This window comes from Actinomadura craniellae (assembly GCF_003289645.1).
Lineage (GTDB): Bacteria > Actinomycetota > Actinomycetes > Streptosporangiales > Streptosporangiaceae > Actinomadura_D > Actinomadura_D craniellae.
Genome location: NZ_QLYX01000017.1, coordinates 1 through 23,700, shown reverse-complemented (window position 1 = coordinate 23,700; position 23,700 = coordinate 1). Strand labels below are relative to the sequence as shown.

Here is a 23,700-nt window from a genome sequence, read left to right as displayed (position 1 = left end):
TCATCCCGACATGAGTAGACATCCTCGTAAAGCGATCGCCGCCCAGACCGTCGAAATCCTCGAACGCGGCCACTACACGGCCCCTTCCGGGCGCACCGTCGAGATCGCCGAACCCGTCCGCCGGGCGATCGCCGGCACCCTGCTCCACCGGCCCGACGAACTAACGACGGGCCCCGCCGGGCCCGCCACGGGCGACACCCTGATCGAGGTCACCGACGAGACCACCCTCGCCGCCGCGCGCCGGCTGACCGAGGCCGCCGACGACCCCGTGCTGTGCCTCAACTTCGCCTCGGCCAAGAACCCCGGCGGCGGGTTCCTGCGCGGCGCGCACGCACAGGAGGAGGGGCTGGCCCGGTCCTCCGCGCTGTACGCGAGCCTGCGCACCGCCCCCGACTACTACGCCTTCCACCGCGCCGCGGGCGACCTCCTCTACAGCGACCACATGATCTACTCGCCGGACGTCCCCGTCTTCCGGGACGATTCGGGGGCGCTGCTGGAGGAGCCCTACCAGGTCGCGTTCATCACCTCGGCGGCGCCCAACCGGGGCGCGCTGCGCGACCCGGCGGCGCTGGACCGGCTGCCCGCGGCGCTGGCCCAGCGGGCCGCGAAGGTGCTGGCGCTGGCCGACCGGCACGGCCACCGCCGGCTGGTGCTCGGCGCCTGGGGCTGTGGCGTGTTCGGCAACGACCCCGGTGAGGTGGCCGCCGTCTTCGCCGACCTGCTGCTGCCCGGCGGGCCGTTCGCCGGGCGGTTCGCCCAGGTGGTCTTCGCGGTCTGGGACACCTCGCCCGGCGCGCCCCGGCACGCCGCCTTCGCCCGCGCCTTCCCGGCCGGCTGACGGCGGCGCGCCGGAGCCCGCCCGCCAAACCCGCGGCAGACCCGCGTCGGATCCGCGCCAGACCTGCGTCAGACCTGCGGCAGCACCTCGGCCGCCAGCAGTTCCAGGTGGTCGAGGTCGGACAGGTCCAGGACCTGCAGGTAGACGCGCTCGCAACCCGTTCCGGCGAACTTGCCGATCTTGTCGACCAGCTCGTCCGGCGTTCCGGCCAGCCCGTTCTCCCGCAGCTCGTCGACCTTGCGGCCGATCGCGTCGGCCCGGCGGCGCAGCTCGGCCTCGTCCCGGCCGCAGCAGACCACCTGGGCGACCGAATAGGTCATCGGCTCGGTGCGGCCGATCTCGGCGCAGGCCGCGGCGACCCGCTCGAAGGCCGGCGCGACGTCCTCCGGCCGGGGGAACGGCAGGTTGAACTCCGCCGCGTACCGGGCGGCCAGCCGCGGGGTCCGGACGGGGCCGGCACCACCGATGATCACCGGTGGGCCGCCCGGCCGGGCCGGCTTGGGCAGCGCGGGCGAGCCGGTGAGCGCGTAGTGCCGGCCGTCGAAGGAGTAGGTCTCCTCGGCGGGGGTCCGCCACAGCCCGGTCAGGATCTCCAGTTGCTCCTCAAGCCGCTCGAACCGCTCCCCCAGCGGCGGGAACGGGATCCCGTAGGCGGTGTGCTCGGCCTCGAACCAGCCCGTGCCGAACCCGAACTCCACCCGGCCGCCGCTCATCTCGTCCACCTGGGCCACGGAGATGGCCAGCGGGCCGGGCAACCGGAACGTGGCCGCGGTCATCAGCGTGCCCAGCCGGATCCGGTCGGTCTCCCGGGCCAGCGCGGCGAGCGTGACCCAGGCGTCGGTGGGGCCGGGCAGACCGGAGATGTCGCCCATCTTGAGGTAGTGGTCGGATCGGAAGAACGCGTCGAAACCCAGTTCCTCGGTCGCCGTGGCGACACGCAGCAACGTGTCGTAGGTCGCCCCCTGCTGGGGTTCGGTGAAGATCCGCAATTGCATGGTCCCATCCTGGTACGTCGCGGGCCCGAAGCCGAATTCGGCCCCGGGCCCGCACGAGCCAGGTCGGGCCAGGTCGCCCATGCTCACCGGCCGGTTCGGACGCGTTCTCGCGCCCGGATCACGCCCTGGCTCGTCTCCTCGTCCGGCCCAGGCGGTAGAGGATCAGGCCGGAGCCGATCAGGCCCAAGCCGAGGTCGGCCAGCAGGCCCACATTCGAACCGGTGGCGGGCAGTTCCCGCCGGATCGGGGGCTGCGGGGACACCGGCGCGCCGGGGGGCTGCCCGCAGGGGGCGCCCGGCCTGCCAGGTCCGCCGCCCGGGCCACCTGGGGCGCCAGGTCCGCCTGGCGCACCCGGCCCGCCCGGCCTGCCCGGTGCGCCCGGCCCGCCTGGAGTGCCCGGCCCGCCTGGAGTGCCCGGCCCGCCTGGAGTGCCCGGTGCGCACGAGGAGCCCGGCCCGGATCCGCCCGGCGCGCCGGGCCCTGGCCTGCCAGGTCCGTGGCCCGGCCGGCCGGGGCCGCCCGGGCCGCCCGGTCCGGCCGGGCCGGCGGGCCTGCCAGGGGCGACGACCTCGGTGTGGGCGTCGGCCTGGTTGTTGGACTTGTCCGTCTCGATGGTGGAGGTCGTCGCCTCGGCCGAGACCGAGAACACCGTGCCGGGCCTGGCCGCCCGGCCCACCCGGTACACCAGGCCGATCGGCTTCGACGCGCCGGGCCGCAGCGTGCCGAGCTCGCAGCGCACCCGGCCGGGGCGTGCCGCGGGCTTGCCGCCGGCCGGGCCCGTCCCGGTGCCGGCCGGCGCATCGGGCAGGGCCCCGGGCTGGGCGTCCGGGCCCGGCGCGGACCCGCCCTCCGCCGTCGCGTCGGGCCAGGCGGCCACGCAACCGGAGGCCGACCGCAGCATCTTGATCGGTGCCGCGGACCGGACGGCGCCGGTGAGCACCACGTCCCGCGCGATGGACCGGCCGACGTTGCGCACGGTGACCACGTACTCCGCCCGCCCGCCGGGAGGCGTCCGGCCGGGGCCGGTCTTCGTCACGGCCACGTCCGCGATCTCCGCCACCTGCACCTCCGGGACGGACTTGGTGGTCTTGACCTTGCCCGATGTCGCGGTCGCGGCGGGAGCGACGATCGGCGTGCCCGGCCGCGCGGTGTCGGACACCTTGGTGGTGATCGTGCCCTTCGTGGTCTCGCCCGGCTTCAGCGGGCCGAGCTGGCAGACGGCCGCCCCGTCCCGGAAGGAGCAGTTCTGCCCCGCGGAGACGAACTCCAGGCCCTTGCCCAGCGGGGTCGAGAGCACCACCTGGCCCAGCGGCACGCCGCCCGTGTTGGTCACCGCGTACGGCCAGCCGTAGACCTTGCCGGGGACCACGGGGGACGTGGGGCCGGTGAGGTCCAGCCCCAGGCCGGGCGGGCGGACCTTCGTGCCGGGCCGGCCCGGCTTCCCCGGCCGGCCCGGCTTCCCCGGCCTGTCGGGCTTCCCCGGCTTGCCCGGCTTGCCCGGCCTGCCCGGGCGAGCCTTCTTGGCCGGCCGAGCGGGCCTGGCCCGCCGGGGCGGCGGAGCGGCCGGCCGCGGCGCGTACTGGCGTTTGGGCTGCACGATGACCGGGCCGTCGGCCAGGGCCGGCACGACGGCACCGAGCAGCGGAATCCCCGAGAACGCCATCGTCGTCGCCACGACGGCGGCACGGGCGCCGGTCCGGCGGCTGGCTGTGCGGATCATTGCGGTCCCCTCGTGACCTGGCGGAGCGATTGCGTCGGGTCACCGTTCTAATGGGCCCCGGCATGATCCGCCAGCACAGCGCACGCGTGTCACCACGGAACGTAATCAAATGTCCGCCTCGATGGAGGGCCATCGAGCGGCGGGCGAGAACGCTTGGGCGAGGCGCCCGGCCCGCTACCCCCGGACCAGGGTCGCCAGCATCTCCACATGGTGGGTCATGGGGAAGGCGTCGAAGGCGCGCAGCGACTCCACGGTCCAGCCACGCTCGCCGAAGTAGCCCAGGTCGCGGGCGAGGGTGGCCGGATCGCAGGACACGTAACCGATCTTGCGTCCGGCGAGCCCGGCGATCCGGTCGACCACCTCGCGGCCGGCTCCGGACCGGGGCGGGTCGAGCACCACGAGGTCGGCCTGGTGCATCAGGCTTCCGGAGGCGCGCCGGCCGCCGTGGTCGCGGCGGGCGAACTCCAGCCCGTCGAGGACCTCCTCGACCCGGCCGCGCTCGACCGACACCTGCGGCAGGTCGCGCAGGTTGAACCGGGCGTCGCGGACCGCCTGCCCGTCGGACTCGATCCCGACGACCAGCCCGTTCCGGCCGACCCGCTCACCCAGCACCCCGGCGAACAGCCCGACCCCGCAGTAGAGGTCGACGACGATCTCGCCGGGCCGGGGCTCCAGCGCGTCCAGCAACCCATCGGCCAGGACCTGGGCGGCGCCGGGGTGCACCTGCCAGAACCCGCTGCCGCTGACCTGCCACAGCCGCCCGGCCACCTCCTCGCGGACGAACGGGAGGGCGCGGCCCGGCTCGGCCCGGCCGCGGACCAACCGGACCGGAACGTCCAGCCGGGGCACCCGGACCGGCCGCCGGTCCCGGCCGCGCCGCTCCGACAGCACCACCAGGCGGTCGCCAGTGCCGGCCGAGACGATGCCCTCCACCCCGGAGGCGCCGGGCCAGCGCTTGCGCTCGATGCCCATCTCCTCGACCCCGGGGTGCGCGATCAGGCACTCGTCGATCGGCTCGATCGAGTGCGACCGGTGCCGGCGCAGCCCCACCCCGCCGTCGCCGCGCACCGCGTACTGCACCCGGGTGCGCCAGCCCAGCCCGGGCCCGACCACCGGGGCGTTCTCCAGCCCCTCCACGTAGGGAATGGGGATCTCCTCGACCAGGACCGTGCGCTCGATGCCGGCCAGCCGGCGCAGCTGCTCCTCGACCACCGCGGCCTTGAGCCGGCGCTGGGCGGGCAGCGAGGCGTGCTGCCAGTCGCAGCCGCCGCACCGGCCGGGCCCGGCGAACGGGCAGGGCGGCTCCACCCGGTCGGGGGACGCCTCGATGATCTCCACCGCGTCGGCGCGCAGGAAGCTCTTGCTCTCCTCGGTCACCCGGGCGCGCACGCGCTCGCCCGGCAGCGCGTGCCGGACGAACACCACCCGGCCCTCGTGCCGGGCGACGCACCACCCTCCGTGGGCGACGGGCCCGATCTCGAGTTCCAGCAGATCAGCGGTCGTGGTGGGGGTGCGTTCAGTCACGCTTGGCAACGATACCGCCGTCCGCGCTCCCCTGGTCCCCGCCCGGGGGACGCCGGGGCGGGCGCCGGACCGCTCCCGGCCCCCGCGGCTCGGGGCGGCCCTTGAGCCGGTCGGACGAGCGGAGCTGCCAGGGCACGCTGGTCACCATCACGCCGGGCTGGAACAGCAGCCGGCCCTTGAGCCGCAGCGCGCTCTGGTTGTGCAGCAGGTGCTCCCACCAGTGGCCCACCACGTACTCGGGGATGAACACGGTCACCACGTCGCGCGGGCTGCGCCGCCGCACGCTCTTGACGTACTCCAGCACCGGCCGGGTGATCTCGCGGTACGGCGAGTCGAGGATCTTCAGCGGGACCGGCAGGTCGAGGTCCTCCCACTCGTCCTGGAGCCGTCCCGACTCGGTGGAGTCCACCGCCACGGTGATCGCCTCCAGGGTGGAGGGCCGGGTGGCCCGGGCGTAGGCCAGGGCGCGCAGGGTGGGCTTGTGGATCTGGGAGACCAGCACGATGGCGTGGTTGCGGGCCGGCAACGTGACGTCCTCGCCGGTGGGCACCAGTTCCACCGCGACCCGGTCGTAGTGCCGGCGGATCGACTTCATCAGCGCGTACAGCACGGGCATCGCGATGCAGACGATGTAGGCGCCGTGCGTGAACTTGGTGACCAGCACGACGACCAGCACCGTGCCGGTCAGCAGCAGGCCGAACGTGTTGATGGCCCGGGCACGCACCATCTCGCGGCGCCGGACGGTGTCGGTCTCGGTGCGCAGCAGCCGGTTCCAGTGCCGGACCATGCCGGTCTGGCTCACCGTGAACGAGACGAAGACGCCCAGGATGTACAGCTGGATCAGCTTGCTGACCTCGGCGTCGTAGGCGTAGATCAGCAGCCCCGCCGCGGTGGCCAGGATGATGATGCCGTTGCTGAAGGCCAGCCGGTCGCCCCGGGTGTGCAGCTGCCGGGGCAGGTAGCGGTTCTGCGCCAGCACCGAGGCGAGCACCGGGAACCCGTTGTAGGCGGTGTTGGCCGCCAGCACCAGGATCAGCGCCGTCATCAGCGTGACGTAGAAGAACATCGGCGGGAAGTTGTCGAAGACGGTCTGGGCCACCTGGGCGACCACCGGGTCCTGGTGTAGGACCTCCTGGCCGGTGGCCGGGTCGTACAGGTGGCTGCCGTGGCCGGGGTCGGCGAACTTGGCGTCCGTGATGTAGGCCAGGGCGGTCACGCCGCTGAACATCGTCACGGCGATCACGCCGAGCATGAGCAGCGTGGCGGCGGCGTTCGGCCCCTTGGGCTTCCTGAACGCCGGGACCCCGTTGCTGATCGCCTCGACGCCCGTCAGCGCCGCACAGCCGGACGCGAACGCCCGCATCAGCAAGAAGACCAGGGCGAACCCGGCCAGGCCCATCTCCTCGCCGCGGACCTCGAGCCCGGCGGTCTCGGCCCGCAGGTCGTCGCCGAGCAGCAGCCGGATGAACCCCCACACCATCATGCTGAAAATGCCGAACATGAACAGGTAGGTCGGGATGGCGAAGGCGATGCCCGACTCCTTCAGCCCGCGCAGGTTCAGCACGGTGAGGATCACCACGATGACGATGGCGCCGAGCACCTGGTGCTCTTTCAGCGGTTCGACGAAGGCGCCGAGGTTGTCGACGGCCGAGGACACCGACACGGCCACCGTCAGCGTGTAGTCGACCAGCAGCGCGCTCGCCACCACCACGCCCCAGTTGCCGCCCAGGTTCTCGGTGGCCACCTCGAAGTCGCCGCCGCCGCTGGTGTAGGCGCGGACGTTCTGCCGGTAGGAGGCCACCACGGTCAGCAGCACCACCACGACCGCGAGCCCCACCCACGGGGTGAAGTGGTAGGCCGCCAGGCCGGCGATGCCCAGGGTGACCAGGATCTCCTGCGGCGCGTACGCCACCGAGGACAGCGCGTCGCTGGCGAAGACCGGGAGGGCGATCCGCTTGGGCAGCAGCTGCTCGTGCGCCTCGGTGCTGCGCAGCGCCCTACCGAGCATGAGCCTCTTGACGAGGTCCGGAGCCTTCGACACGTCGCAGACTCTAGTCCCCGCCGGTCAGCGGCCTGTCCGTCGCATCCCCTCTTGGTGGGGGGTAAGACTGGTCACGGTGGATGTGTAGGTTCGGACCGTCAAGGATCATCAATGGGGATCGATCCACGACATCGGGAGGAAGCGGGTCCGTGCATATCGTGATCATGGGGTGCGGGCGCGTCGGTTCGACGCTGGCGCACATCCTGGAGGACAAGGGGCATTCGGTGGCCATCATCGACCAGAGCCCCGAGTCCTTCCGTCGGCTGCGCGGCGGGTTCAAGGGCCGCCGTGTCACCGGGTTCGGCTTCGACCGCGACGTCCTGGTCGAGGCCGACATCGAGCGGGCGTCCGCCTTCGTCGCCGTGAGCAGCGGCGACAACTCCAACATCATCTCGGCTCGGGTCGCCCGGGAGACGTTCGGCATCGACAACGTCGTCGCCCGCATCTACGACCCCCGGCGGGCCGAGGTCTACCAGCGGCTGGGCATCCCGACCGTGGCGACGGTGCGGTGGACCGCCGACCAGATGCTGCGGCGGCTGCTGCCGGAGGGGCACGAGCCGCAGTGGCGCGACCCGACCGGCGCGGTGGTGCTGGCCGAGCTGCACGTCGACGCCTCCTGGATCGGCTCCAAGGTGACCGCGCTGGAGGAGGCGGTACGCACCCGGGTCGCCTACCTGTCCCGGATGGGCGAGGCGGTGGTGCCGACCCCCGAGACGGTGATCCAGGACGGCGACCTCGTGCACGTGATGGCCCGCGCCGACGACATGCAGCGCATCAACCAGGCCGTGGCCGCCCGATTCGAGGGGGACGAGTGATGAGGGTCGCCATCGCGGGGGCCGGGGCGGTAGGCCGCTCCATCGCCCAGGAACTGCTGGAGAACGGCCACGAGGTCCTGCTGATCGACAAGGACCCCAAGGCCATCAAGGTCGAGGTGGTCCCCCGGGCCGAGTGGCTGCTGGCCGACGCCTGCGAGATCGCCTCCCTCGACGACGCGGCGCTGCAGCGCTGCCAGGTGGTGGTGGCCTCCAGCGGCGACGACAAGGTCAACCTGGTGGTCTCGCTGCTGGCCAAGACCGAGTACGGGGTGCCGCGGGTGGTCGCCCGGATCAACCACCCCAAGAACGAGTGGCTGTTCAACGAGTCGTGGGGGGTGGACGTCGCCGTCTCCACCCCGCGCCTGCTGTCGGCGCTGGTGGAGGAGGCGGTGAGCGTCGGTGACCTGGTCCGGCTGATGACGTTCCGCCAGGGCGAGGCCAACCTGGTCGAGCTCACCCTGCCCGAGGACGCCCCGCTGTCCGGCAGCCGGGTCGGCTCGGTGGCCTGGCCCCGCGACACCGCCCTGGTGGCGATCCTGCGGGAGGGGCGGGTGCTGGTGCCGACCGCCGACGACACCCTGGAGGCCGGGGACGAGCTGATGTTCGTCGCCGTCCAGGACGTCGAGGAGGAACTGGCGGACCTGCTGTCGTCCCGCCGCTAGGACGCCGGGGAGTTCCCGGAGCCGGTGTCCGGGCCCTGCCGCACCAGCGGGGTCCGGCCGCGCGCGAGCAGCCAGACCATCGCGGCCAGCGAGGCCACCTGGAGCGGCCAGCCCAGGACGATCTTCGACGTGCCCAGCCAGCCGACCGCGCTCTCCCCGGCGAGGTAGAGCGGGTACTGCACGGCCACCCGCAGCGCGCAGGGCAGTACCAGCAGCCAGGTCAGCCGGGAGCAGAGCCGGACGATGCCCGGATCGGACCGCCAGGCCGTGGGGTCGCCGGTGACCGAACCGATCATGAAGCCCACGACCGGCCAGCGAATCAGGATCGAGAAGACCATCGCGACCGCGTAGCCGGCGTTGTAGAGGATGCCGGGCAGGAACGCGTCGGCCGCGTTGCCCGAGCGCAGCGCGAAGAACGCCGCGACGGCGATGCCGAACAGGCTGTTCAGCACGAACTGGGGGGTCGAGCGCTGGACCACCCGGACGATCAGCAGCAGCACCGCAGACGCGACGCCGACCCCCAGGGCGAGCCGCAGCTCCTTGGTGATCACGTACGTCGTGGTGAAGCCGATGGTGGGCACCGCGGCCTCGATCATGCCGCGGACCCCGCCCAGGGCCCGGCTCAGCTGGGTGCGCACCACCGCTTCCACGGTGTCGTGCGCGCGGGCCTCGGCCCGGGCGGTCTCGCCGGACGCGGCGGTGTCGGAACGGTCGCTCACGCGCCGCCTCTCAGCTCGTAGCGGGGGTTGAACATGACTTTGCGACCGTCCTGCACGCTGACCAGCGCCTCGGCGCTGAGCCGGCGTCCCGGCTCGATTCCGGCGATCTTACGCCGGCCGAGCCAGACCAGGTTGATCACGTCGGTGCCGTCGTAGAGTTCGGCCTCCAGCGCGGGGGCTCCGCCCCGGGGGCGCAACGTCACCGTACGTAGCGTACCGGCCACGCGAACCCGCTTGCGTTCCCCGCAGGCCACGATCGGGGTCGCCCCCTCGCGGTCGGCGGTCTCCTGCAGGTCGGCGGCTTCCTGTTCGGCCTTGCTGGAGGTGAACCTGCGCAGGAATCGCCGCAGGCCGCCGCTCGGCGCCGATGTCGCCGGCTCCTCGTCCATGGTTCGAAGCGTAGGGCATGCCTCGCCCCATGAAAGCGTCCGGTTTCCGGCAAGTGACGTCTGTCCCCACTACACCGATCATGGGGATACCGGTGGGTACTGCACGATGCCCGAGGCGGGCCAGCTAGCTTGCTCCCATGGAACCCGTACCTGAGGACTGGCAGCGCGCGCTGACCATCGTGGCCCACCCCGACGATCTCGAGTACGGCGCGTCGGCGGCCATCGCCCGCTGGACCGCGGCAGGCAAGGAGGTCGTCCAGCTGCTGGCCACCCGCGGCGAGGCCGGGATCGACTCGATGGACCCGGCCGAGGTGGCCCGGATCCGGGCCGAGGAGCAGGTGGCCGCGGCCCGCCTGGTGGGCGTCGAGACGGTGGAGTTCCTGGACCACCCGGACGGGATGCTCGAATACGGGCTGCCGCTCCGCCGCGACCTGGCCCGGGCGATCCGGCGGCACCGGCCGGACGTCGTCGTGTCGCTCAACTTCCGCGAGACCTGGGCGGGCGGGCAGGGCTTCAACATGGCCGACCACCGGGTGCTCGGCCTGGCGGTCGCCGACGCGGTCCGCGACGCCGCCAACCGGTGGGTCTTCCGCGACCTCGCCGAGGAGCCCTGGCAGGGGGTGCGGTTCGCGCTCTTCGCGAACTCGCCGGCCGCGGGCCACTACGTCGACGTGACCGGCCACCTGGCGGCGGGCGTCGCGTCGCTGCGAGCGCACCGGATCTACTTCGAGAACCTGGGCCAGGACTTCGACCCGGACGCCTTCCTCACCGGGATCGCGGCGGGCACCGGCAGCCGGGTGGGGATCACCCACGCCATGCCGTTCGAGCTGATCGAGCTGTGAGACGCCCGGTGGGACACCACGGCCGGCACGCCCGCGAGGGTGTGCCGGCCGGCGTGCGGAGCCTCAGCGGACCTCGGTGATCTCCGGGCCGCGCTCGAACGGGTCGAGCATCTCCTCGGCCTCTTCCTCCTCGGCCTCGGCGCCCTCGGTGAACTCCTGCGGCAGGGTCAGCTCCAGCAGCTCCCGGGGCGGCATCGGCTGCTCGCCGCGGTTCACCACGATGTTGCGGAACACGTCCTCCAGGACCTGCCACTGCTCCTCGTCCTCGATGGCCGCGCCCTGCACCACACCCTGGAGGAACCAGCGCGGCCCGTCGACCCCGAGGAACCGGATGATCTGCGGAGCCCAGCCCTGCTCGATGAACTCGGCCGGGATCTGCTCGCGCAGTTCCGGCGGCATCTGCTCCAGGACCTCCGGGGTGAGCGGGGCCGGGATCATCGCCAGCAGTTCGGGGCCGAACGGCCCCTCCTCGTCCTGGACCTGCCCGCCGCCCTGCTCCACGATCTCCTGTGAGGTCTCGCGCCGGATCTCGGCCCAGATGCCGCTGCGCTTGGGCGCGGCGAAGGCCTGGATCTGGAGCATGCTCTCGCTGTGCTGCACCAGCACGGCGACGGGCCGCCCGTTCACCGGGTTGCCCTCCTCGTCGACCTCGGTGGCCTCGAAGTTGACCTGGAAGCCCAGCCCCTGCGCGACCGGTACCTGGAACGCGCCGAAGTCGAGCCGCTGCATCTCGGGGTAGGCGTCCTCGGAGTCCCACGGCCCGCCCTCGACGGCGGCGACCTCTTCGGTCTCCTCGACCTCGTCCGACTGCTCGTCGGTCGGTTCGAGGTTCTCGTCGGGCGCCTCGGCCTCACGACGACGTCGAAAGCCCACGATTCACGCTCCTTCTTCGCTGTTGTGCTCACTGGCCGCCCCGGCGGCGGACAGTCCTCCGGTGGAGCCGAAACCGGCTGCGCCCCGAGCCGACCCGGGCAACGCCTCGACCTCGTGGAACACCGCGTGCCCGACCCGCTGGACGACCATCTGCGCGACGCGGTCACCGCGCCGCAGCCGTACGGTCTCGCGGATGTCGGTGTTGAGCAAGGTCACCTTGATCTCGCCGCGATAGCCGGCGTCGACCGTGCCCGGCGCGTTGACGAGCGTCACCCCCAACTTAGCGCCCAAACCGGAGCGGGGGTGAATGAAGGCCGCGTAGCCGTCCGGCAGGGCGATCGCGATGCCGGTGGGCACCACCGCCCGCTCCCCCGGGGGCAGCACCACGTCGACGGCCGTGACCAGGTCGGCGCCGGCGTCACCGGGGTGGGCGTAGGAAGGAGGTGGCAGTTCCGGGTCGAGCCGCAGCAGCAGAACGTCGACCTTCTCGGTCACCGGTTCACCTCCCGGTAGGAGGGGGCGGGCCGGGACGGGGACGTGGTCAGCGGCGAACGGTTCACGATGCGCGACCTTACCCGTTGCACGGCGATGACCGGTCCGGGCAGGCTGAACAATCCGGGTTATGCGCCCGGCAAAGCCTCGGCCTGCCTCCCGCCCGGCGGCTCGGCCACCGCGGTGCGGGTGGCCACGCTGGCACGGTGGTCGGATCAGTACGACGAATCGTGCACCGGACCCTCGACGGGACCCGCATCAGCCTGGCCGGCGCCCTCGACCTGGGACGCCCCTACACCTGCGTGGCCCGGATCGCCGCCGCGGGCCGGATGCACGAGGTCCACGGCGGGGCCCGGGGCTCCGCGCTGGCCTGGGCCGCCGACCTCGGCGTCCGGTCCTTCGACGAGGAGTTCCGGGTGCGCGACGGGCGGCTGCGGATCGGCCGGACCACCGTCCGCGACAGCCGCGCCGGCCTGGCCGAGCAGGTGCTGGCGGCGGTGTGGGAGGGCCGCGAGCACGCCGCCTTCACCCACCTGTACCACGCCCGGGCCGCCGACGCCGTCGCGCTGTTCGACCTGCTCCGGCCCGCCGAGCACACCGACGGAGTCACCCTCTCGCCCGCCCGCCGGGCCGCCCTCGCCGAGCCTGCCGCGCTGGTGAAGGAGGTCCCCGAGGTCGGGCTGCTGGAGATCAGCCCGCTCACCGAGCGGACCGCCCGGCAACTGCCGCCCTGGCCCGGCGCCCGGCTGGCGAGCGGCGAGCTGTTCCGGGACGAGGTCGAGGACCAGGGCGTCTACTTCGTGCTGGCGACGGACACCGCGCTGGTCACGGTGCTGCCACCGGACGAGGAACACGCCGCGGAGGTGCCCGACCGGCTGGCGGGCCTGAACGTCGAGGCGGCCCCCGCGTGATCGCGCTCCTCGGCCAGATCGCCGCGGTGACCGTGCCGCTGGTGCTGCTCGGCGCGGCGGCGGGACGGCTGGGCCGGCCGGGGGCGCTGCCGGCGGCGCTGCGCGCCCACCGGGTGCTGCCCGGCCGGCGGGCCCGGCCGGTGGCGGCGGCGGCGACCGCCGCGGAGGCCCTGCTGGGGGTGCTGGGCGCCGCCTGGGCCGATCGGCCGGGGCTGCTCCGGGTGGCTCTGGCGGCGGCGGCCGTCCTTCTGGTGGCGTATGCGCTGTACGGGGCGCTGGTGCTGGCCCGGGCCGGCCGGCCCGCTCCGCCCTGCGGCTGCGGGCCCGCCGGCACCCCGCTGACCGGCTGGGTGGTGGGACGGGCGGGCGCGCTGGCCGCCCTGGCCGCGGTCGGAGCGGCCCGGCCGCCCGGCTGGGGCCCGGAGACGCCGGTGGCCCTGCTCGCGGGGGTTTCCCTGGCAGTCCTGCTGTGGACGCTTCCGCACGCCATGAACAACTCCATGAACGACGTCACGAGCACGGGGAGGGCGACATGAGTTTCCAGATCAGCGCGCTGCTGCTGTCGTGGACGGCGATTCTTCTGCTGAGCCTGGTGGTCGCCGGGCTGGTCCGGCAGGTGCACGCGCTGGGCTCCGGGGGCCGGCCGGCCACCCTGGGCCCGCCGCCGGGCGGTTCCGCCCCGGCCTTCGACCGGCTCGGCCCCGGCCTGCTGCTCTTCCTCGACGCCGACTGCGGTTCCTGCCCCGAGGTGCTGGCGGCGGCCGAGCGGATCGACGGCACACCGGTGCGGGCGATCTTCGCCGGGCCCGCGCCGGTGGCCGGGATCCCGGTGCTGGCCGGGGAGCCCGAACTCTTCGACGCCTACCGGATCCCCGCCACCCCGTTCGCGGTCGTCGTCGGCGGCACGGGCCGTGTCCTGGGCGCCGAGCCCGTCGGCTCCCCCGCCGCGCTGCGCTCCTTCCTCGACCGGGTGCGGGCCCGGGAGACGGCCCCGTCCGCCGCCGGGGTTCCGGGGTGAGCGAGTCCGGACTACGGCTCGACGACATCCCGCCGCTGACGGGACCGCGCCCCGAGGGGGCGGACCGGGTGCGGCGGCGGGGCCCGGCGGAGCGCGGGACGCTGCGGCCGGGACGCCGGGCGGTGCTCGGTGGCCTGGTCGCCGCCGGAGGCTCGCTGGGGCTGGCCGTGCTCGGTGTCCTCCCGCCCGCCCGGCAGGCGCTGGCCGCGGGCTACAGCCTGTGGGACGGCCCGGACGGCCTGACCGGTTTCTACGACATCTACTGGCGCTGCCCCTCCTACGCCGCCGGGCACGACTGCTCGCCCGGCTGCGGGCCCAGCCTGGTGTGCGCCGACTGCTGCCGGCAGGACGGCCCCCGCCGGGGGTTCCACCACTCCAGCAAGTCCGGGGACCGGTACCGGCTGCGGCCCGGCACCTGCCACGGCCGGGGCTGGGACGGCTGGCGGTGGGCGTACGGCCGCCGGTGCGGGCGGTGCAGCCGCTCGATCACCTGGCGCTGCCACGACGGGTGGAAGCGCGGCCGGAGCGGCGCCTACTACCGCACGATCTGCCGGTGGCCGGTGGCATGCCGGAACTGACCGCCGGCCGGGCCCGCCGGAGGTTGTCCGAACCGCTGCTGCCGGTGCCCGTGCTCGCCCTGCTGGCGGTGGCCGCCGTGGCCCTGGAGCACCGGGTGCTGGGCTGGGCCGCGGTCGGGGCGCTGGCCGGGTACGCCCTGTCCGGCTCGGTTTGAACGCGTAACAGCGAATCCGTGCTGTTCTCGCCAGGTTGGCGGGGCCGGATACGGCAGGGCGACGTCCTGGCCGTCTTCACCCTCGGGCTGCTGCTCGGGGGCACGCTCACCGGCGCGGGGATCTGGCTGCTGTCCGGGCTGACCGCGCCGCTGCCGCCCGCCGCCCGCACGGCCGGTCTCCTCGCCCTCGCCGCGGTGGGCGTGCTGCGCGAGCTGGGCCTGGTGCGCGTCCCGCTGCCGCAGAACGCCCGGCAGATCCCGCCGGAGGTGCTGGCCCGCCGGGCCCGGCGGGGCGCGCTCCGGTTCGGGTTCGAGCTGGGCACCGGGCTGCGCACCTACGTCTCCGCGACCGCACCGTACGTCCTGGCGCTCGGCCTGCTCCTGGCCGGGCCGGGCCTGGTCGCGACGCTGCTCGCCGGGGCCGCCTTCGGCCTGGGCCGGGCGCTCAGCGCCGGCCTCGCCCTCGCCTCCCGCGACCCGGCCCGGGCCGCCCGGGTCGCCGCCCGGCTGCCCTGGATCAGGAACGCCGCGGCCCTCACCGCCCTGGCGGTACTCCCCCTGAGCTGAGGATCGGATGAGCCGACCTCAGGCGAGCGTGACCTCGACGGTGAAGTCGGGGTCGGGGGTGGTGTCGAGGTCGAGTTCGGCGATGTGGCCCGCCGCGTTGAGGTCGGTCGGGACGACCCCCCGGGCCCGGGCTCCGCTGACCCGGGCGTGGGAGACCACGGCGCGCATGGAGACCCTGGCCTCGGACTTGGCCTTGCGGATCTGCCGGAGCGCGTCGGCGGTGGCCGCGAGAACCGCGGGGTCGCCGCCGGCGGGCAGCTCGCCCGGTTCGGGCCAGGCGGCCCGGTGCACCGAGCCCTCCTGCCACCAGGACCACACCTCTTCGGTGACGAACGGCAGGAACGGGGCGAACAGCCGCAGCAGCACCGACAGCGCGGTGTGCAGCGCGACCCGCGCGGACTCCGCGCCGGCCCCCTCGCCGTAGGCGCGCTGCTTGACCAGTTCCAGGTAGTCGTCGCAGAACTCCCAGAAGAACCGTTCGGTCCGCTCCAGTGCCCGGGTGTAGTCGTAGCCCTCGAACGCCCGGGTGGTCTCGTCGACCACGTCGGCCAGCCCGGCGAGCATGGCCAGGTCGAGCGGTTCGGTGACCGTCCCGGCCCGGACCCCGCCCAGCCCGAGGACGAACTTCGAGGCGTTGAGGATCTTGATGGCCAGCCGCCGGCCGATCTTGATCTGGCCGGTGTCGAAGGCGGTGTCGGTGCCCGGCCGCCCGCTGGCCGCCCAGTACCGCACCGCGTCGGAGCCGTACTCCTCCAGCAGCGCGATCGGGGTGACCACGTTGCCCTTGGACTTGGACATCTTCTTGCGGTCGGGGTCGAGGATCCAGCCCGACAGCGCAACGTCGGTCCACGGCACCGTGCCGTGCTCGGCGTGCGCGCGGACGACGGTCGAGAACAGCCAGGTCCGGATGATGTCGTGCGCCTGCGGCCGCAGGTCGTAGGGGAAGACCCGGCCGAACAGGTCGGGGTCCCGCTCCCAGCCGCCCGCGATCTGCGGGGTCAGCGAGGAGGTGGCCCAGGTGTCCATGACGTCGGGGTCGCCGACGAAGCCGCCCGGCCGGCCCCGCTGCTCCTCGGTGTACCCGGGCGGGACGTCCGAGGACGGGTCGACCGGCAGCAGCGCCTCGGCCGGCGTGATCGGCCGGTCGTGGACGGGCTCGCCGGAGTCGTCCAGCGGGTACCAGACCGGGATCGGCACGCCGAAGAACCGCTGCCGGGAGACGAGCCAGTCGCCGGCCAGCCCGGCCACCCAGTTCTCGTACCGGGCCCGCATGTACGGCGGGTGCCAGTGCAGTTCCCGGCCGCGTTCCAGCAGCGCGTCCCGCAGGTCGGTGTCGCGGCCCCCGTTGCGCAGGTACCACTGGCGGGTGGTCACGATCTCGAGCGGCTTGTTCCCCTTCTCGTAGAACTTCACCGGCCGGGTGACCGGGCGCGGGTCGTCGTCGAGGTCGCCCGACTCGCGCAGCAGCTCGACCATGGCCTCCTTGGCCGAGAAGACGGTCTTGCCCGCGAGCCGGGAGTACGGCCCGGCCGGGACGTCCGCCGGGGGGTCGGGCAGCAGCCGCCCGTCGCGGCCGAGGACCGGCCGGGTGGGCAGGTCGAGCTCGCGCCACCAGACGACGTCGTTGACGTCGCCGAAGGTGCAGACCATCACCAGGCCGGACCCCTTGTCGGGGTCGGCCAGCCGGTGGGCGAGGATCGGCACCTCGACGCCGAACACGGGGGTGCGGGCGGTGCGGCCGACCAGTTCCCGGTAGCGCTCGTCGTCGGGGTGGGTGACCAGCGCGACGCAGGCGGGCAGCAGTTCCGGCCGGGTGGTCTCGACGTACACCGGCCGCTCGCCGGCGTCGAACCGGATCCGGTGGAAGGCGCCGGCGTGGTCGCGGTCCTCCAGTTCGGCCTGGGCGACGGCGGTGCGGAAGGTGACGTCCCACAGGGTGGGCGCCTCGGCGAGGTACGCCTCACCGCGGGCCAGGTTGCGCAGGAACGCCCGCTGCGAGGCGGCCCGGGCGCGGTCGCCGATGGTGGTGTAGAGGTGGTCCCAGTCGACCGACAGGCCGATGCGGCGCCACATCTCCTCGAACGCCCGCTCGTCGACCGCGGTGAGCCGCTCGCACAGCTCGATGAAGTTGCGCCGGCTCACCGGGAGCTGGCGCCGGGGGTCGGGCTCGGCCGGCGGCTCGAAGCCGGGGTCGTAGGGCAGGGACGGGTCGCAGCGCACTCCGAAGAAGTTCTGCACCCGGCGCTCGGTCGGCAGGCCGTTGTCGTCCCAGCCCATCGGGTAGAAGACCGCGCGGCCGCGCATCCGGTGGAAGCGGGCGACGGTGTCGGTGTGGGTGTAGGAAAAAACGTGGCCGACGTGCAGGGAGCCGCTGACCGTCGGCGGTGGCGTGTCGATCGAGTAGACCTCCGCGCGCGGCCGGGTGCGGTCGAAGCGGTGGACCCCGTCGGCGTCCCAGCGGCGTACCCAGGTGCTCTCCAGGCCGTCGAGCGAGGGCTTGGCGGGGACCTGTGGGGTACGCGGCTGTCCGGTCATGCGCTCCATGGTATTGACACGGCGCCCGGCCCGGTGCTTATTAACCCGCGGTCCGGGAACGAGCACGCCGGTCTGTTCGATAGCGTCGATCAGAACCCGCCGCAGACGGTGGCGGGAGCGGTGAGCGGAGGATGAGCGATGGCTGACAGGGGCGACATGGGCTGGCGCGTCACGGCCGCGGGGGCGGCCTTCGCGGGCGGCTGGGTGGCCCGTAAGGCGATCACCGCCGCCTGGAAGAAGAGCACCGGCAAGGAGCCGCCGACCAACCCCGAGTCGCCCGACGTCGCGCTGCGGGAGGCCCTGGCCTGGGCGGTCCTGATGGGTGTGGGCATGGAGGTCGCCCGGCTGCTGGCCACCCGGGCGGCGGCCCGGCAGTGGGCCAAGGGCACCGGTAAGGCGCCGGAGCACTTCCGGGCCGACGTCTGAGCCGAGGGAAGGAGCCCGGCGGCGGGCGTCAGGGCAGCGCCCGCCGGTCGGGGGCGGGGCCGAGGTGCCGGCGCAGGTCGGCGCGGACGACGTCGGCCAGTTTCTTGGTGGCGGCGCGGTTGAGCGCGCCGCCGGCGATCGCCCCGGTGAGGAACGGGCCCATGGTGGTCATGGTGCGGCCGAGGGTGCGCAGCAGCCGCCTGCTGATGGCCGTCCGGGCGGCGGCGCCCAGGGCCACGGTCAGCGAGCCGGGGTCGAGCGGGTTGATCCCGCGCTGCCGGGCCCAGGACGAGACGAAGAGCGTGCCCCGGTCCCGTACCGAACCGGGGACCTGGACCCCGTAGACCTCGTGCAGCTCGGCGATCAGCTTGACCTCGATCGCGGCGAGGGCCAGCGTCTCGGCCGCGAGCTGGGCGGGAGTCGACAGCAGCAGGGGCGGGGCGGTGAACTGCACCGCGGACAGCGCTCCTCCGGCGGCGCCGACCAGCGTGGTGTTGTTGACGGCGACCCGGACCAGGCTGTCGGCGAGCTGCTCCCCCAGCAGCCCGTGGTGGTGGCGCCGCAGCGTCTCCAGGTCGCGGACCGGGATGTGCGGCCCGGCTTCGATCAGCAGGTCGGCGAGCCGGCGTCCGCCGGCACGGCCGGTGGCGCCCGCCCGCCGGCCGCCCGTACCCAAGAGTCGGGCCAGCCGGACGAGCAGGCGCCCCCGCGTCTCCCGGTCCATCTTCTCGTCGCCGGACAGCCGGCCGATCAGCCTGCCGATCTCCTCGGCGTCACCGTCGGCCGGTCTCCGTTCCGCCTCACCTGACATGGGACTCCCAGGTCAGGCCGCACACTCGCGGCAGACCGGCTGGCCGTTACGCTCCTCGGCCAGTTGGCTGCGGTGGTGCACGAGGAAGCAGCGCGTGCAGGTGAACTCGTCGGCCTGCCGCGGAACCACCCGGAAGGTGAGTTCCTCGTTGGACAGGTCCGCGCCCGGCAGCTCGGCGACCTCACCCGCGTCGAGGTCCTCGTCGATGATGCTGGCCGCCTTGTCGGCACGGCGGGCCTGCAGCTCCTGGAGGCTGTCCTCGTTGATGTCGTCGTCGGTCTTGCGTGGGCTGTCGTAATCGGTCGCCATCTTCTATCTCCATCCCCCTTGCTCGTATATGCGCCCCGTCGCGCGGATCTAACGCTCGGGAGTGCGTTCTTGTGCCCGATCCGGGCGGGAAATTCTGTCACGGGTGGTGACCCCGGACACGCAAGGCGCGACGAGTCACTTCAGTGACAGCCGTCACCCAGACCAATCCCGGCGAATGTGGTACAGGTCACACGCGCTGTCAGGTAAGCGCACCGAATCGGGACCGGGACCTCCCGAGAAGACCCGCGGCGGCGGGATCATACCCCTCCTGTCCCCTCACGCGCGGATCGGGCCCCATGGAATCTCCACGAAATCCAGAATGAGCACTAGTCGAACCAGGCAGTCCGGTGAAACGTCGTAAGTATCGCGATATCGTGCCCGCCGACGGGGCGCCGAAAACAGCAGGAGGGGTCACATGCCGGAAGCCGCTCCCCTAGAGCCGACCGATCCTCGGTCACTGGGGCAGTTCGAAGTTCTGGGGCGGCTTGGTGCAGGGGGCCAGGGCGCCGTCTACCTGGGCCGCGACCGCCAGGGCGAGTACGTCGCCATCAAGCTGCTGCACGCCCAGATGGCCACCGACCCGGCGGCCCGGGCCCGCTTCGTCCGGGAGGTCTCCGCGGCACAGAAGGTCGCGCCCTTCTGCACCGCCCGGGTCCTCGAGGCCGACGTCCAGGGCGACAAGCCGTACATCGTCAGCGAGTTCATCGACGGCCCCTCGCTGCACGACGTCATCTCGCAGAACGGTCCGCTGGGCCCGGCCGAGCTCGAACAGCTCGCCATCGGCACGGTGACCGCCCTCGCGGCGATCCACGAGGCCGGCATCGTCCACCGCGACTTCAAGCCCAACAACGTGCTGCTCGCCTCCGACGGGCCCCGGGTGGTCGACTTCGGCATCGCCCGCACGGTCAACTCCCAGGAGAGCGCGGTCACCGCCACGGGCATGGTCGTCGGCACCCCCGGCTACCTGGCGCCCGAGCAGCTCACCGGCGCCCCCCTGATGCCGACGGTCGACATCTTCGCCTGGGGCGCGACCATGGTGTTCGCGGCCACCGGGCAGTCGCCGTTCGAGGCCGACGCGCTACCCGCGATCATCAACGCCATCCTCAACAAGGACCCGGACCTGTCGGCGCTGCAGAGCCCGCTGCGCGAGGTCGTGGGCCAGTGCCTGAACAAGGACCCGGGGCAGCGCCCCCAGGCCCCGCAGCTGCTGCTGCAGCTGCTCGGCCATGTCGGCGCGGCGCCCGCCAGCCCGGCCCCGGCGCACGAGGAACTGCTGGGCCAGGGCACCCGGATCGCCGCGCAGCTGCCGGCCCCGCCGCCGGTGCGGCCGCAGCCGCAGCCGCAGGCCCCGACCCCGCCGCCGCAGCCGATGACGCCCCCTCCGATGCCCATGTACCAGGGGCCGAGCACGCCGCCGCCGCAGCCGATGACCCCCCAGCCGATGCCCATGTACCAGGGGCCGGCCACCCCGCCCCCGATGCACCAGCAGCGGCCGATGACCCCGCAGCCCTTCCCCCAGCAGCCGCCGGGCCGGCAGGGCGGCGGCTCCACCGGGCCGGTCATCGCCGCGGTGGGCTGCCTGCTGGTGCTGCTGCTCGTGCTGGTGGTCGTGGTGGTCGCCGTCGCGGCCAACCAGGGTGACGACGACCCGGATCCGTTCCCGACCTACCCCACCTTCTCCGCGCCCTCCATACCGTCGTTCACCCCGTTCGGCGGCTCCGGGGTGCACCCGAACTTCAGCGGCACCTGGGAGGGGCGCGGCCTGCAGACCGGCGGCACCACCATGAGCTGGACCGCCGAGTTCACCATGTACAGCAGCCTGACCAGCGGCCGGGTGACCTACTCCAACGGCTCCGACTGCCGGGGCCTGATGTCGCTCCAGCCGGGCGGCACCTCCTACAAGGTCAGCTACCGGGTCACGATCATCAGCGGGACCTGCATCAACGTCCACGTCACCTTCTACTACATCAGCAGCACCACGCTGCGGTTCGAGGAGCGCCGCAACGAGTCGGACTCCCTCCCGCTCGCCAGCGGGACGCTCACCAAGGAATGACGGGCTGATCGGGCCGGGCCGCGGATCTCTTCCGGGGCCCGGCCCGTACCGTGTCCGGGGTCAGCGGGCCAGCGGCAGGCGCACCGTCACCACCAGGCCGCCGCCCCGGCGCGGGGCCGCGTAGACGGAGCCGCGGTGGGCGCGCACCACCGAGCGGACGATCGACAGCCCGAGCCCGGCGCCCTTGGCCGACTCCACCCGGTCGTTGTGCAGCCGCCGGAACGGCTCGAACAGCCGGTCGACCTCGTAGGCCGGCACCACCGGGCCGGTGTTCTCCACCTGGACCGCGGCGAACCCGTCCAGCTCGCCGGTGCGCACCCAGACCTCGCCGTCCTCGACGTTGTGCTTGAGCGCGTTGCCGACCAGGTTGCCCGCCATGTGCTCCAGCAGCACCGGGTCGCCCACCGCCGGCGCCGGGGTGAGCTCGGTATGGATCACCGGCTTCCCGTCGTCGTCGCCGAGCGTCTCCATGGCGGTCGCCGTGACCTCGGCCAGGTCCACCGGGATGCGGGTGGTGAGCTCCCGCTCGCTGCGGGCCAGCAGCAGCAGGCCCTCGATCAGCCGCTCGTTGCGGGCGTTGGTGGCCAGCAGGGTGCGGCCGACCGACTTGAGGTCCTGGGACGCCTCGGGGTCACCGAGCGCCACCTCCAGCAGCGTGCGGTTGATCGCCAGCGGGGTGCGCAGCTCGTGCGAGGCGTTGGCCACGAACCGGCTCTGGGAGTCGAAGGCGTGGCCGAGCCGTTCGAGCATGGCGTCGAAGGTGTCGGCCAGTTCCTTGATCTCGTCCTCCGGCCCCTCCAGGGCGATCCGCTCGTGGAGGGTGCTCTCGGACAGCCGGCGGGCCGTGGCGGTCACCTGCTGCAGTGGCGACAGCGCCCGGTCGGCCACGAAGTAGCCGAGCACCAGCGCCATGATGCCGATCCCGGCCAGCGCCATCAGCGAGCGGCCGATGAGCTGCTGCATGGTCTCGTGGACGTAGGTCTGCCGGAGCTGGTGCAGTTGCTCGGCCGAGGCGCCGGGCACGATCACCTCGACGTTGCTGAGGATGTCGGCGACCAGCACGTACGTCACGAACAGCAGCAGCGCCCCGGCGAGGAAGAACAGCAGCCCGTAGAGCAGGGTGAGCCGGAGCCGCACGCTGATCCGGCTCGGCAGCTTCCGCAGGTCGGTCAGCAGTTCCCGGGGGCGATCCGCCGGCGGCGGCGGGGCGGAGCGGGGCGCCGGGCCGGGGGCGCCGGGGCGGGGATGCTCGCCGGGGCGGGCCGGGCCGGTCAAAGCCGGTACCCCACGCCCGGAACCGTCTCGATCACCGGTGGGTCGCCCAGTTTCTTGCGGAGGGTCATCATCGTGACCCGGACCACGTTGGTGAACGGGTCGATGTGCTCGTCCCACGCCTTCTCCAGCAGTTGCTCGGAGCTGACCACCGTGCCGTCGGCGCTCAGCAGCACCTCCAGCACGGCGAACTCCTTGCGGGTCAGTTCGACGGGGCGGCCGTCGCGATGCACCTCCCGGCGGGCCGGGTCGAGCGTCACGCCGGCGCGCTCCAGCACCGGGGGCAGCGGGGTGCCGGCCCGCCGGCCGAGGGCCCGCACCCGGGCGATCAGCTCGGCGAAGGCGAACGGCTTGGCCAGGTAGTCGTCGGCCCCGATGGACAGGCCGGTGACCCGGTCCTCCAGTTCGCCCGCGGCGGTGAGCATCAGGATCCGGGCCGGGGTGCGCTCGGCCACCAGCCGCCGGCACACCTCGTCGCCGTGCACCCGAGGGAGGTCGCGGTCGAGCACGATCACGTCGTAGGAGTTGACGGTGGCCCGCTCGAGCGCGCCCGCCCCGTCGTAGGCGACGTCCACGGCCAGCGTCTCCCGGCGCAGGCCGGTGGCGATCGCGTCGGCGAGTACCCGCTCGTCCTCGACGACTAGAACCCGCACTCCACGGCCCCTTTCACCTGGATGAACGCCACTACCGTTATGCCATTTCGAGCGTAAGGCCCCTGTAAGACTCGCCACACAAGCGAGGAAAGACCTATTTCGGAGGTTTATCCCCACAGCGGGCCTGGGTAGGGAGCCGCTTACCCCTAGGCCCAGGAAGGATGCCCATGGGCGAGCTATCCCGCCAGATCGAGCAGCGTCTCACCGATGCCTACGCGTCACTGCGCAGTGCCCGCGTCACCGGTGACACCTATCTCGCCGAGGTGCGGCAGGCCGAGATCGACGAACTTCGCCGGATCGCGGCCAACCACGACATCGGTCTGGTCGAGCCGCCCGCCTGCGATCCCGCCTGAGCCGGGCCGGCCCGCGGCTAGTTGTACTGCTCATGGACGTTGGTGACGGCGACACGGGCCGGATGTTGTTGAAATAGGGAGGACCTCCCAGGTGTGGTGTGGAGCTACCACACAGCCACTCCGCACCCGTAGGAGGTCCTCGTGCCCCA

At 73.3% G+C, this 23,700-nt stretch carries 26 protein-coding genes; 13 read left to right on the top strand and 13 right to left on the bottom strand.

From position 1 onward, the window contains the following. Nucleotides 1-10 precede the first annotated feature (10 nt). Nucleotides 11-838, top strand: a complete 828-nt coding sequence (locus DPM19_RS28770) for a TIGR02452 family protein (protein WP_111871331.1) — start codon at nucleotides 11-13, stop codon at nucleotides 836-838. Nucleotides 839-906: 68 nt separating this feature from the next. Here DPM19_RS28770 and DPM19_RS28765 read toward each other — a convergent pair whose 3' ends face one another. The 4 genes from DPM19_RS28765 to DPM19_RS28750 form a co-directional block, all read right to left on the bottom strand. Then, nucleotides 907-1,833, bottom strand: coding sequence for an LLM class F420-dependent oxidoreductase (locus DPM19_RS28765; protein WP_111871201.1), 927 nt, complete (start codon nucleotides 1,831-1,833; stop codon nucleotides 907-909). A gap of 118 nt (nucleotides 1,834-1,951) precedes the next feature. Beyond that, nucleotides 1,952-3,553, bottom strand: a complete 1,602-nt coding sequence (locus DPM19_RS36850) for a COG1361 family protein (RefSeq protein WP_199485340.1) — start codon at nucleotides 3,551-3,553, stop codon at nucleotides 1,952-1,954. 174 nt (nucleotides 3,554-3,727) lie between these two features. Next, nucleotides 3,728-5,077 carry a class I SAM-dependent RNA methyltransferase gene (locus tag DPM19_RS28755; protein ID WP_111871200.1) on the bottom strand — a complete coding sequence of 450 codons (1,350 nt, stop codon included), beginning with the start codon at nucleotides 5,075-5,077 and terminating at the stop codon, nucleotides 3,728-3,730. Then, nucleotides 5,070-7,118, bottom strand: coding sequence for an APC family permease (locus DPM19_RS28750; protein WP_111871199.1), 2,049 nt, complete (start codon nucleotides 7,116-7,118; stop codon nucleotides 5,070-5,072). Before DPM19_RS28750 ends, DPM19_RS28755 begins: the two co-directional genes overlap by 8 nt. A gap of 149 nt (nucleotides 7,119-7,267) precedes the next feature. On the opposite strand from DPM19_RS28750, the gene DPM19_RS28745 reads away from it, so the two are divergent. Beyond that, the gene (locus DPM19_RS28745) at nucleotides 7,268-7,933 is read left to right on the top strand and encodes a potassium channel family protein (protein WP_111871198.1); all 666 of its coding nucleotides are present in this window, start codon (nucleotides 7,268-7,270) and stop codon (nucleotides 7,931-7,933) included. Then, nucleotides 7,933-8,595, top strand: coding sequence for a potassium channel family protein (locus tag DPM19_RS28740; RefSeq protein WP_111871197.1), 663 nt, complete (start codon nucleotides 7,933-7,935; stop codon nucleotides 8,593-8,595). Before DPM19_RS28745 ends, DPM19_RS28740 begins: the two co-directional genes overlap by 1 nt. Here the strand turns inward: DPM19_RS28740 and DPM19_RS28735 are convergent. After that, a complete protein-coding gene (locus DPM19_RS28735) occupies nucleotides 8,592-9,314 on the bottom strand; it encodes a DUF3159 domain-containing protein (protein ID WP_233510865.1) in 723 nt (240 codons plus the stop codon). The genes DPM19_RS28740 and DPM19_RS28735 overlap by 4 nt on opposite strands. Then, on the bottom strand, nucleotides 9,311-9,703 hold the full coding sequence (locus tag DPM19_RS28730) for an OB-fold nucleic acid binding domain-containing protein (protein ID WP_111871196.1): 393 nt from the start codon (nucleotides 9,701-9,703) through the stop codon (nucleotides 9,311-9,313). The genes DPM19_RS28735 and DPM19_RS28730 overlap by 4 nt, the downstream gene beginning before the upstream one ends. Nucleotides 9,704-9,840: 137 nt before the next feature. On the opposite strand from DPM19_RS28730, the gene DPM19_RS28725 reads away from it, so the two are divergent. Then, complete coding sequence (locus tag DPM19_RS28725; protein ID WP_111871195.1) at nucleotides 9,841-10,545, top strand: PIG-L deacetylase family protein; 705 nt, start codon at nucleotides 9,841-9,843, stop codon at nucleotides 10,543-10,545. 63 nt (nucleotides 10,546-10,608) lie between these two features. Here the strand turns inward: DPM19_RS28725 and DPM19_RS28720 are convergent, their stop codons facing one another. Both DPM19_RS28720 and dut read right to left on the bottom strand, forming a co-directional pair. Further along, on the bottom strand, nucleotides 10,609-11,418 hold the full coding sequence (locus DPM19_RS28720) for a DUF3710 domain-containing protein (RefSeq protein WP_111871194.1): 810 nt from the start codon (nucleotides 11,416-11,418) through the stop codon (nucleotides 10,609-10,611). A 3-nt stretch (nucleotides 11,419-11,421) separates the two neighbouring features. Beyond that, entirely contained in the window at nucleotides 11,422-11,913 is a 492-nt protein-coding gene (dut, locus tag DPM19_RS28715) for a dUTP diphosphatase (RefSeq protein ID WP_111871193.1), read from the bottom strand. A 203-nt stretch (nucleotides 11,914-12,116) separates the two neighbouring features. Between dut and DPM19_RS28710 the strand changes: the two genes are divergently transcribed. Genes DPM19_RS28710 through DPM19_RS28690 form a run of 6 tightly spaced genes read left to right on the top strand, consistent with a single transcriptional unit; the run spans nucleotide 12,117 to nucleotide 15,139 of the window. Further along, a complete protein-coding gene (locus tag DPM19_RS28710) occupies nucleotides 12,117-12,821 on the top strand; it encodes a hypothetical protein (protein ID WP_146779031.1) in 705 nt (234 codons plus the stop codon). Continuing rightward, a complete protein-coding gene (locus DPM19_RS35490; protein ID WP_158566929.1) occupies nucleotides 12,818-13,357 on the top strand; it encodes a MauE/DoxX family redox-associated membrane protein in 540 nt (179 codons plus the stop codon). Before DPM19_RS28710 ends, DPM19_RS35490 begins: the two co-directional genes overlap by 4 nt. Further along, nucleotides 13,354-13,839: a hypothetical protein gene (locus DPM19_RS28705; RefSeq protein WP_199485339.1), complete on the top strand. Its 486-nt coding sequence runs from the start codon at nucleotides 13,354-13,356 to the stop codon at nucleotides 13,837-13,839. The genes DPM19_RS35490 and DPM19_RS28705 overlap by 4 nt, the downstream gene beginning before the upstream one ends. Beyond that, nucleotides 13,836-14,417 (top strand): hypothetical protein, encoded by a 582-nt coding sequence (locus DPM19_RS28700; protein ID WP_111871191.1) that lies wholly within the window; start codon nucleotides 13,836-13,838, stop codon nucleotides 14,415-14,417. The genes DPM19_RS28705 and DPM19_RS28700 overlap by 4 nt, the downstream gene beginning before the upstream one ends. Further along, nucleotides 14,405-14,572 carry a hypothetical protein gene (locus DPM19_RS28695; protein ID WP_158566928.1) on the top strand — a complete coding sequence of 56 codons (168 nt, stop codon included), beginning with the start codon at nucleotides 14,405-14,407 and terminating at the stop codon, nucleotides 14,570-14,572. The genes DPM19_RS28700 and DPM19_RS28695 overlap by 13 nt, the downstream gene beginning before the upstream one ends. An 18-nt stretch (nucleotides 14,573-14,590) precedes the next feature. Next, nucleotides 14,591-15,139, top strand: coding sequence for a hypothetical protein (locus DPM19_RS28690; protein ID WP_199485338.1), 549 nt, complete (start codon nucleotides 14,591-14,593; stop codon nucleotides 15,137-15,139). Nucleotides 15,140-15,157: 18 nt separating this feature from the next. Here DPM19_RS28690 and valS read toward each other — a convergent pair whose 3' ends face one another. After that, complete coding sequence (valS, locus tag DPM19_RS28685; protein WP_111871189.1) at nucleotides 15,158-17,674, bottom strand: valine--tRNA ligase; 2,517 nt, start codon at nucleotides 17,672-17,674, stop codon at nucleotides 15,158-15,160. A 138-nt stretch (nucleotides 17,675-17,812) separates the two neighbouring features. Between valS and DPM19_RS28680 the strand changes: the two genes are divergently transcribed. After that, a complete protein-coding gene (locus DPM19_RS28680) occupies nucleotides 17,813-18,100 on the top strand; it encodes a DUF4235 domain-containing protein (RefSeq protein ID WP_111871188.1) in 288 nt (95 codons plus the stop codon). Between the two features lie 28 nt (nucleotides 18,101-18,128). Here DPM19_RS28680 and DPM19_RS28675 read toward each other — a convergent pair whose 3' ends face one another. Beyond that, the gene (locus DPM19_RS28675) at nucleotides 18,129-18,911 is read right to left on the bottom strand and encodes a hypothetical protein (protein WP_111871187.1); all 783 of its coding nucleotides are present in this window, start codon (nucleotides 18,909-18,911) and stop codon (nucleotides 18,129-18,131) included. A gap of 12 nt (nucleotides 18,912-18,923) precedes the next feature. Next, complete coding sequence (locus tag DPM19_RS28670; protein ID WP_111871186.1) at nucleotides 18,924-19,220, bottom strand: DUF4193 domain-containing protein; 297 nt, start codon at nucleotides 19,218-19,220, stop codon at nucleotides 18,924-18,926. Between the two features lie 415 nt (nucleotides 19,221-19,635). On the opposite strand from DPM19_RS28670, the gene DPM19_RS28665 reads away from it, so the two are divergent. Continuing rightward, complete coding sequence (locus DPM19_RS28665) at nucleotides 19,636-21,273, top strand: serine/threonine-protein kinase (protein WP_111871185.1); 1,638 nt, start codon at nucleotides 19,636-19,638, stop codon at nucleotides 21,271-21,273. 60 nt (nucleotides 21,274-21,333) lie between these two features. On the opposite strand, the gene DPM19_RS28660 is transcribed toward DPM19_RS28665, so the two are convergent. Continuing rightward, on the bottom strand, nucleotides 21,334-22,548 hold the full coding sequence (locus DPM19_RS28660; RefSeq protein ID WP_111871184.1) for a sensor histidine kinase: 1,215 nt from the start codon (nucleotides 22,546-22,548) through the stop codon (nucleotides 21,334-21,336). Next, nucleotides 22,545-23,198 carry a response regulator transcription factor gene (locus DPM19_RS28655; RefSeq protein ID WP_111871183.1) on the bottom strand — a complete coding sequence of 218 codons (654 nt, stop codon included), beginning with the start codon at nucleotides 23,196-23,198 and terminating at the stop codon, nucleotides 22,545-22,547. Before DPM19_RS28655 ends, DPM19_RS28660 begins: the two co-directional genes overlap by 4 nt. Nucleotides 23,199-23,365: 167 nt before the next feature. Between DPM19_RS28655 and DPM19_RS28650 the strand changes: the two genes are divergently transcribed. Continuing rightward, on the top strand, nucleotides 23,366-23,551 hold the full coding sequence (locus tag DPM19_RS28650; protein ID WP_111871182.1) for a hypothetical protein: 186 nt from the start codon (nucleotides 23,366-23,368) through the stop codon (nucleotides 23,549-23,551). The last annotated feature ends 149 nt before the right edge of the window (nucleotides 23,552-23,700 follow it).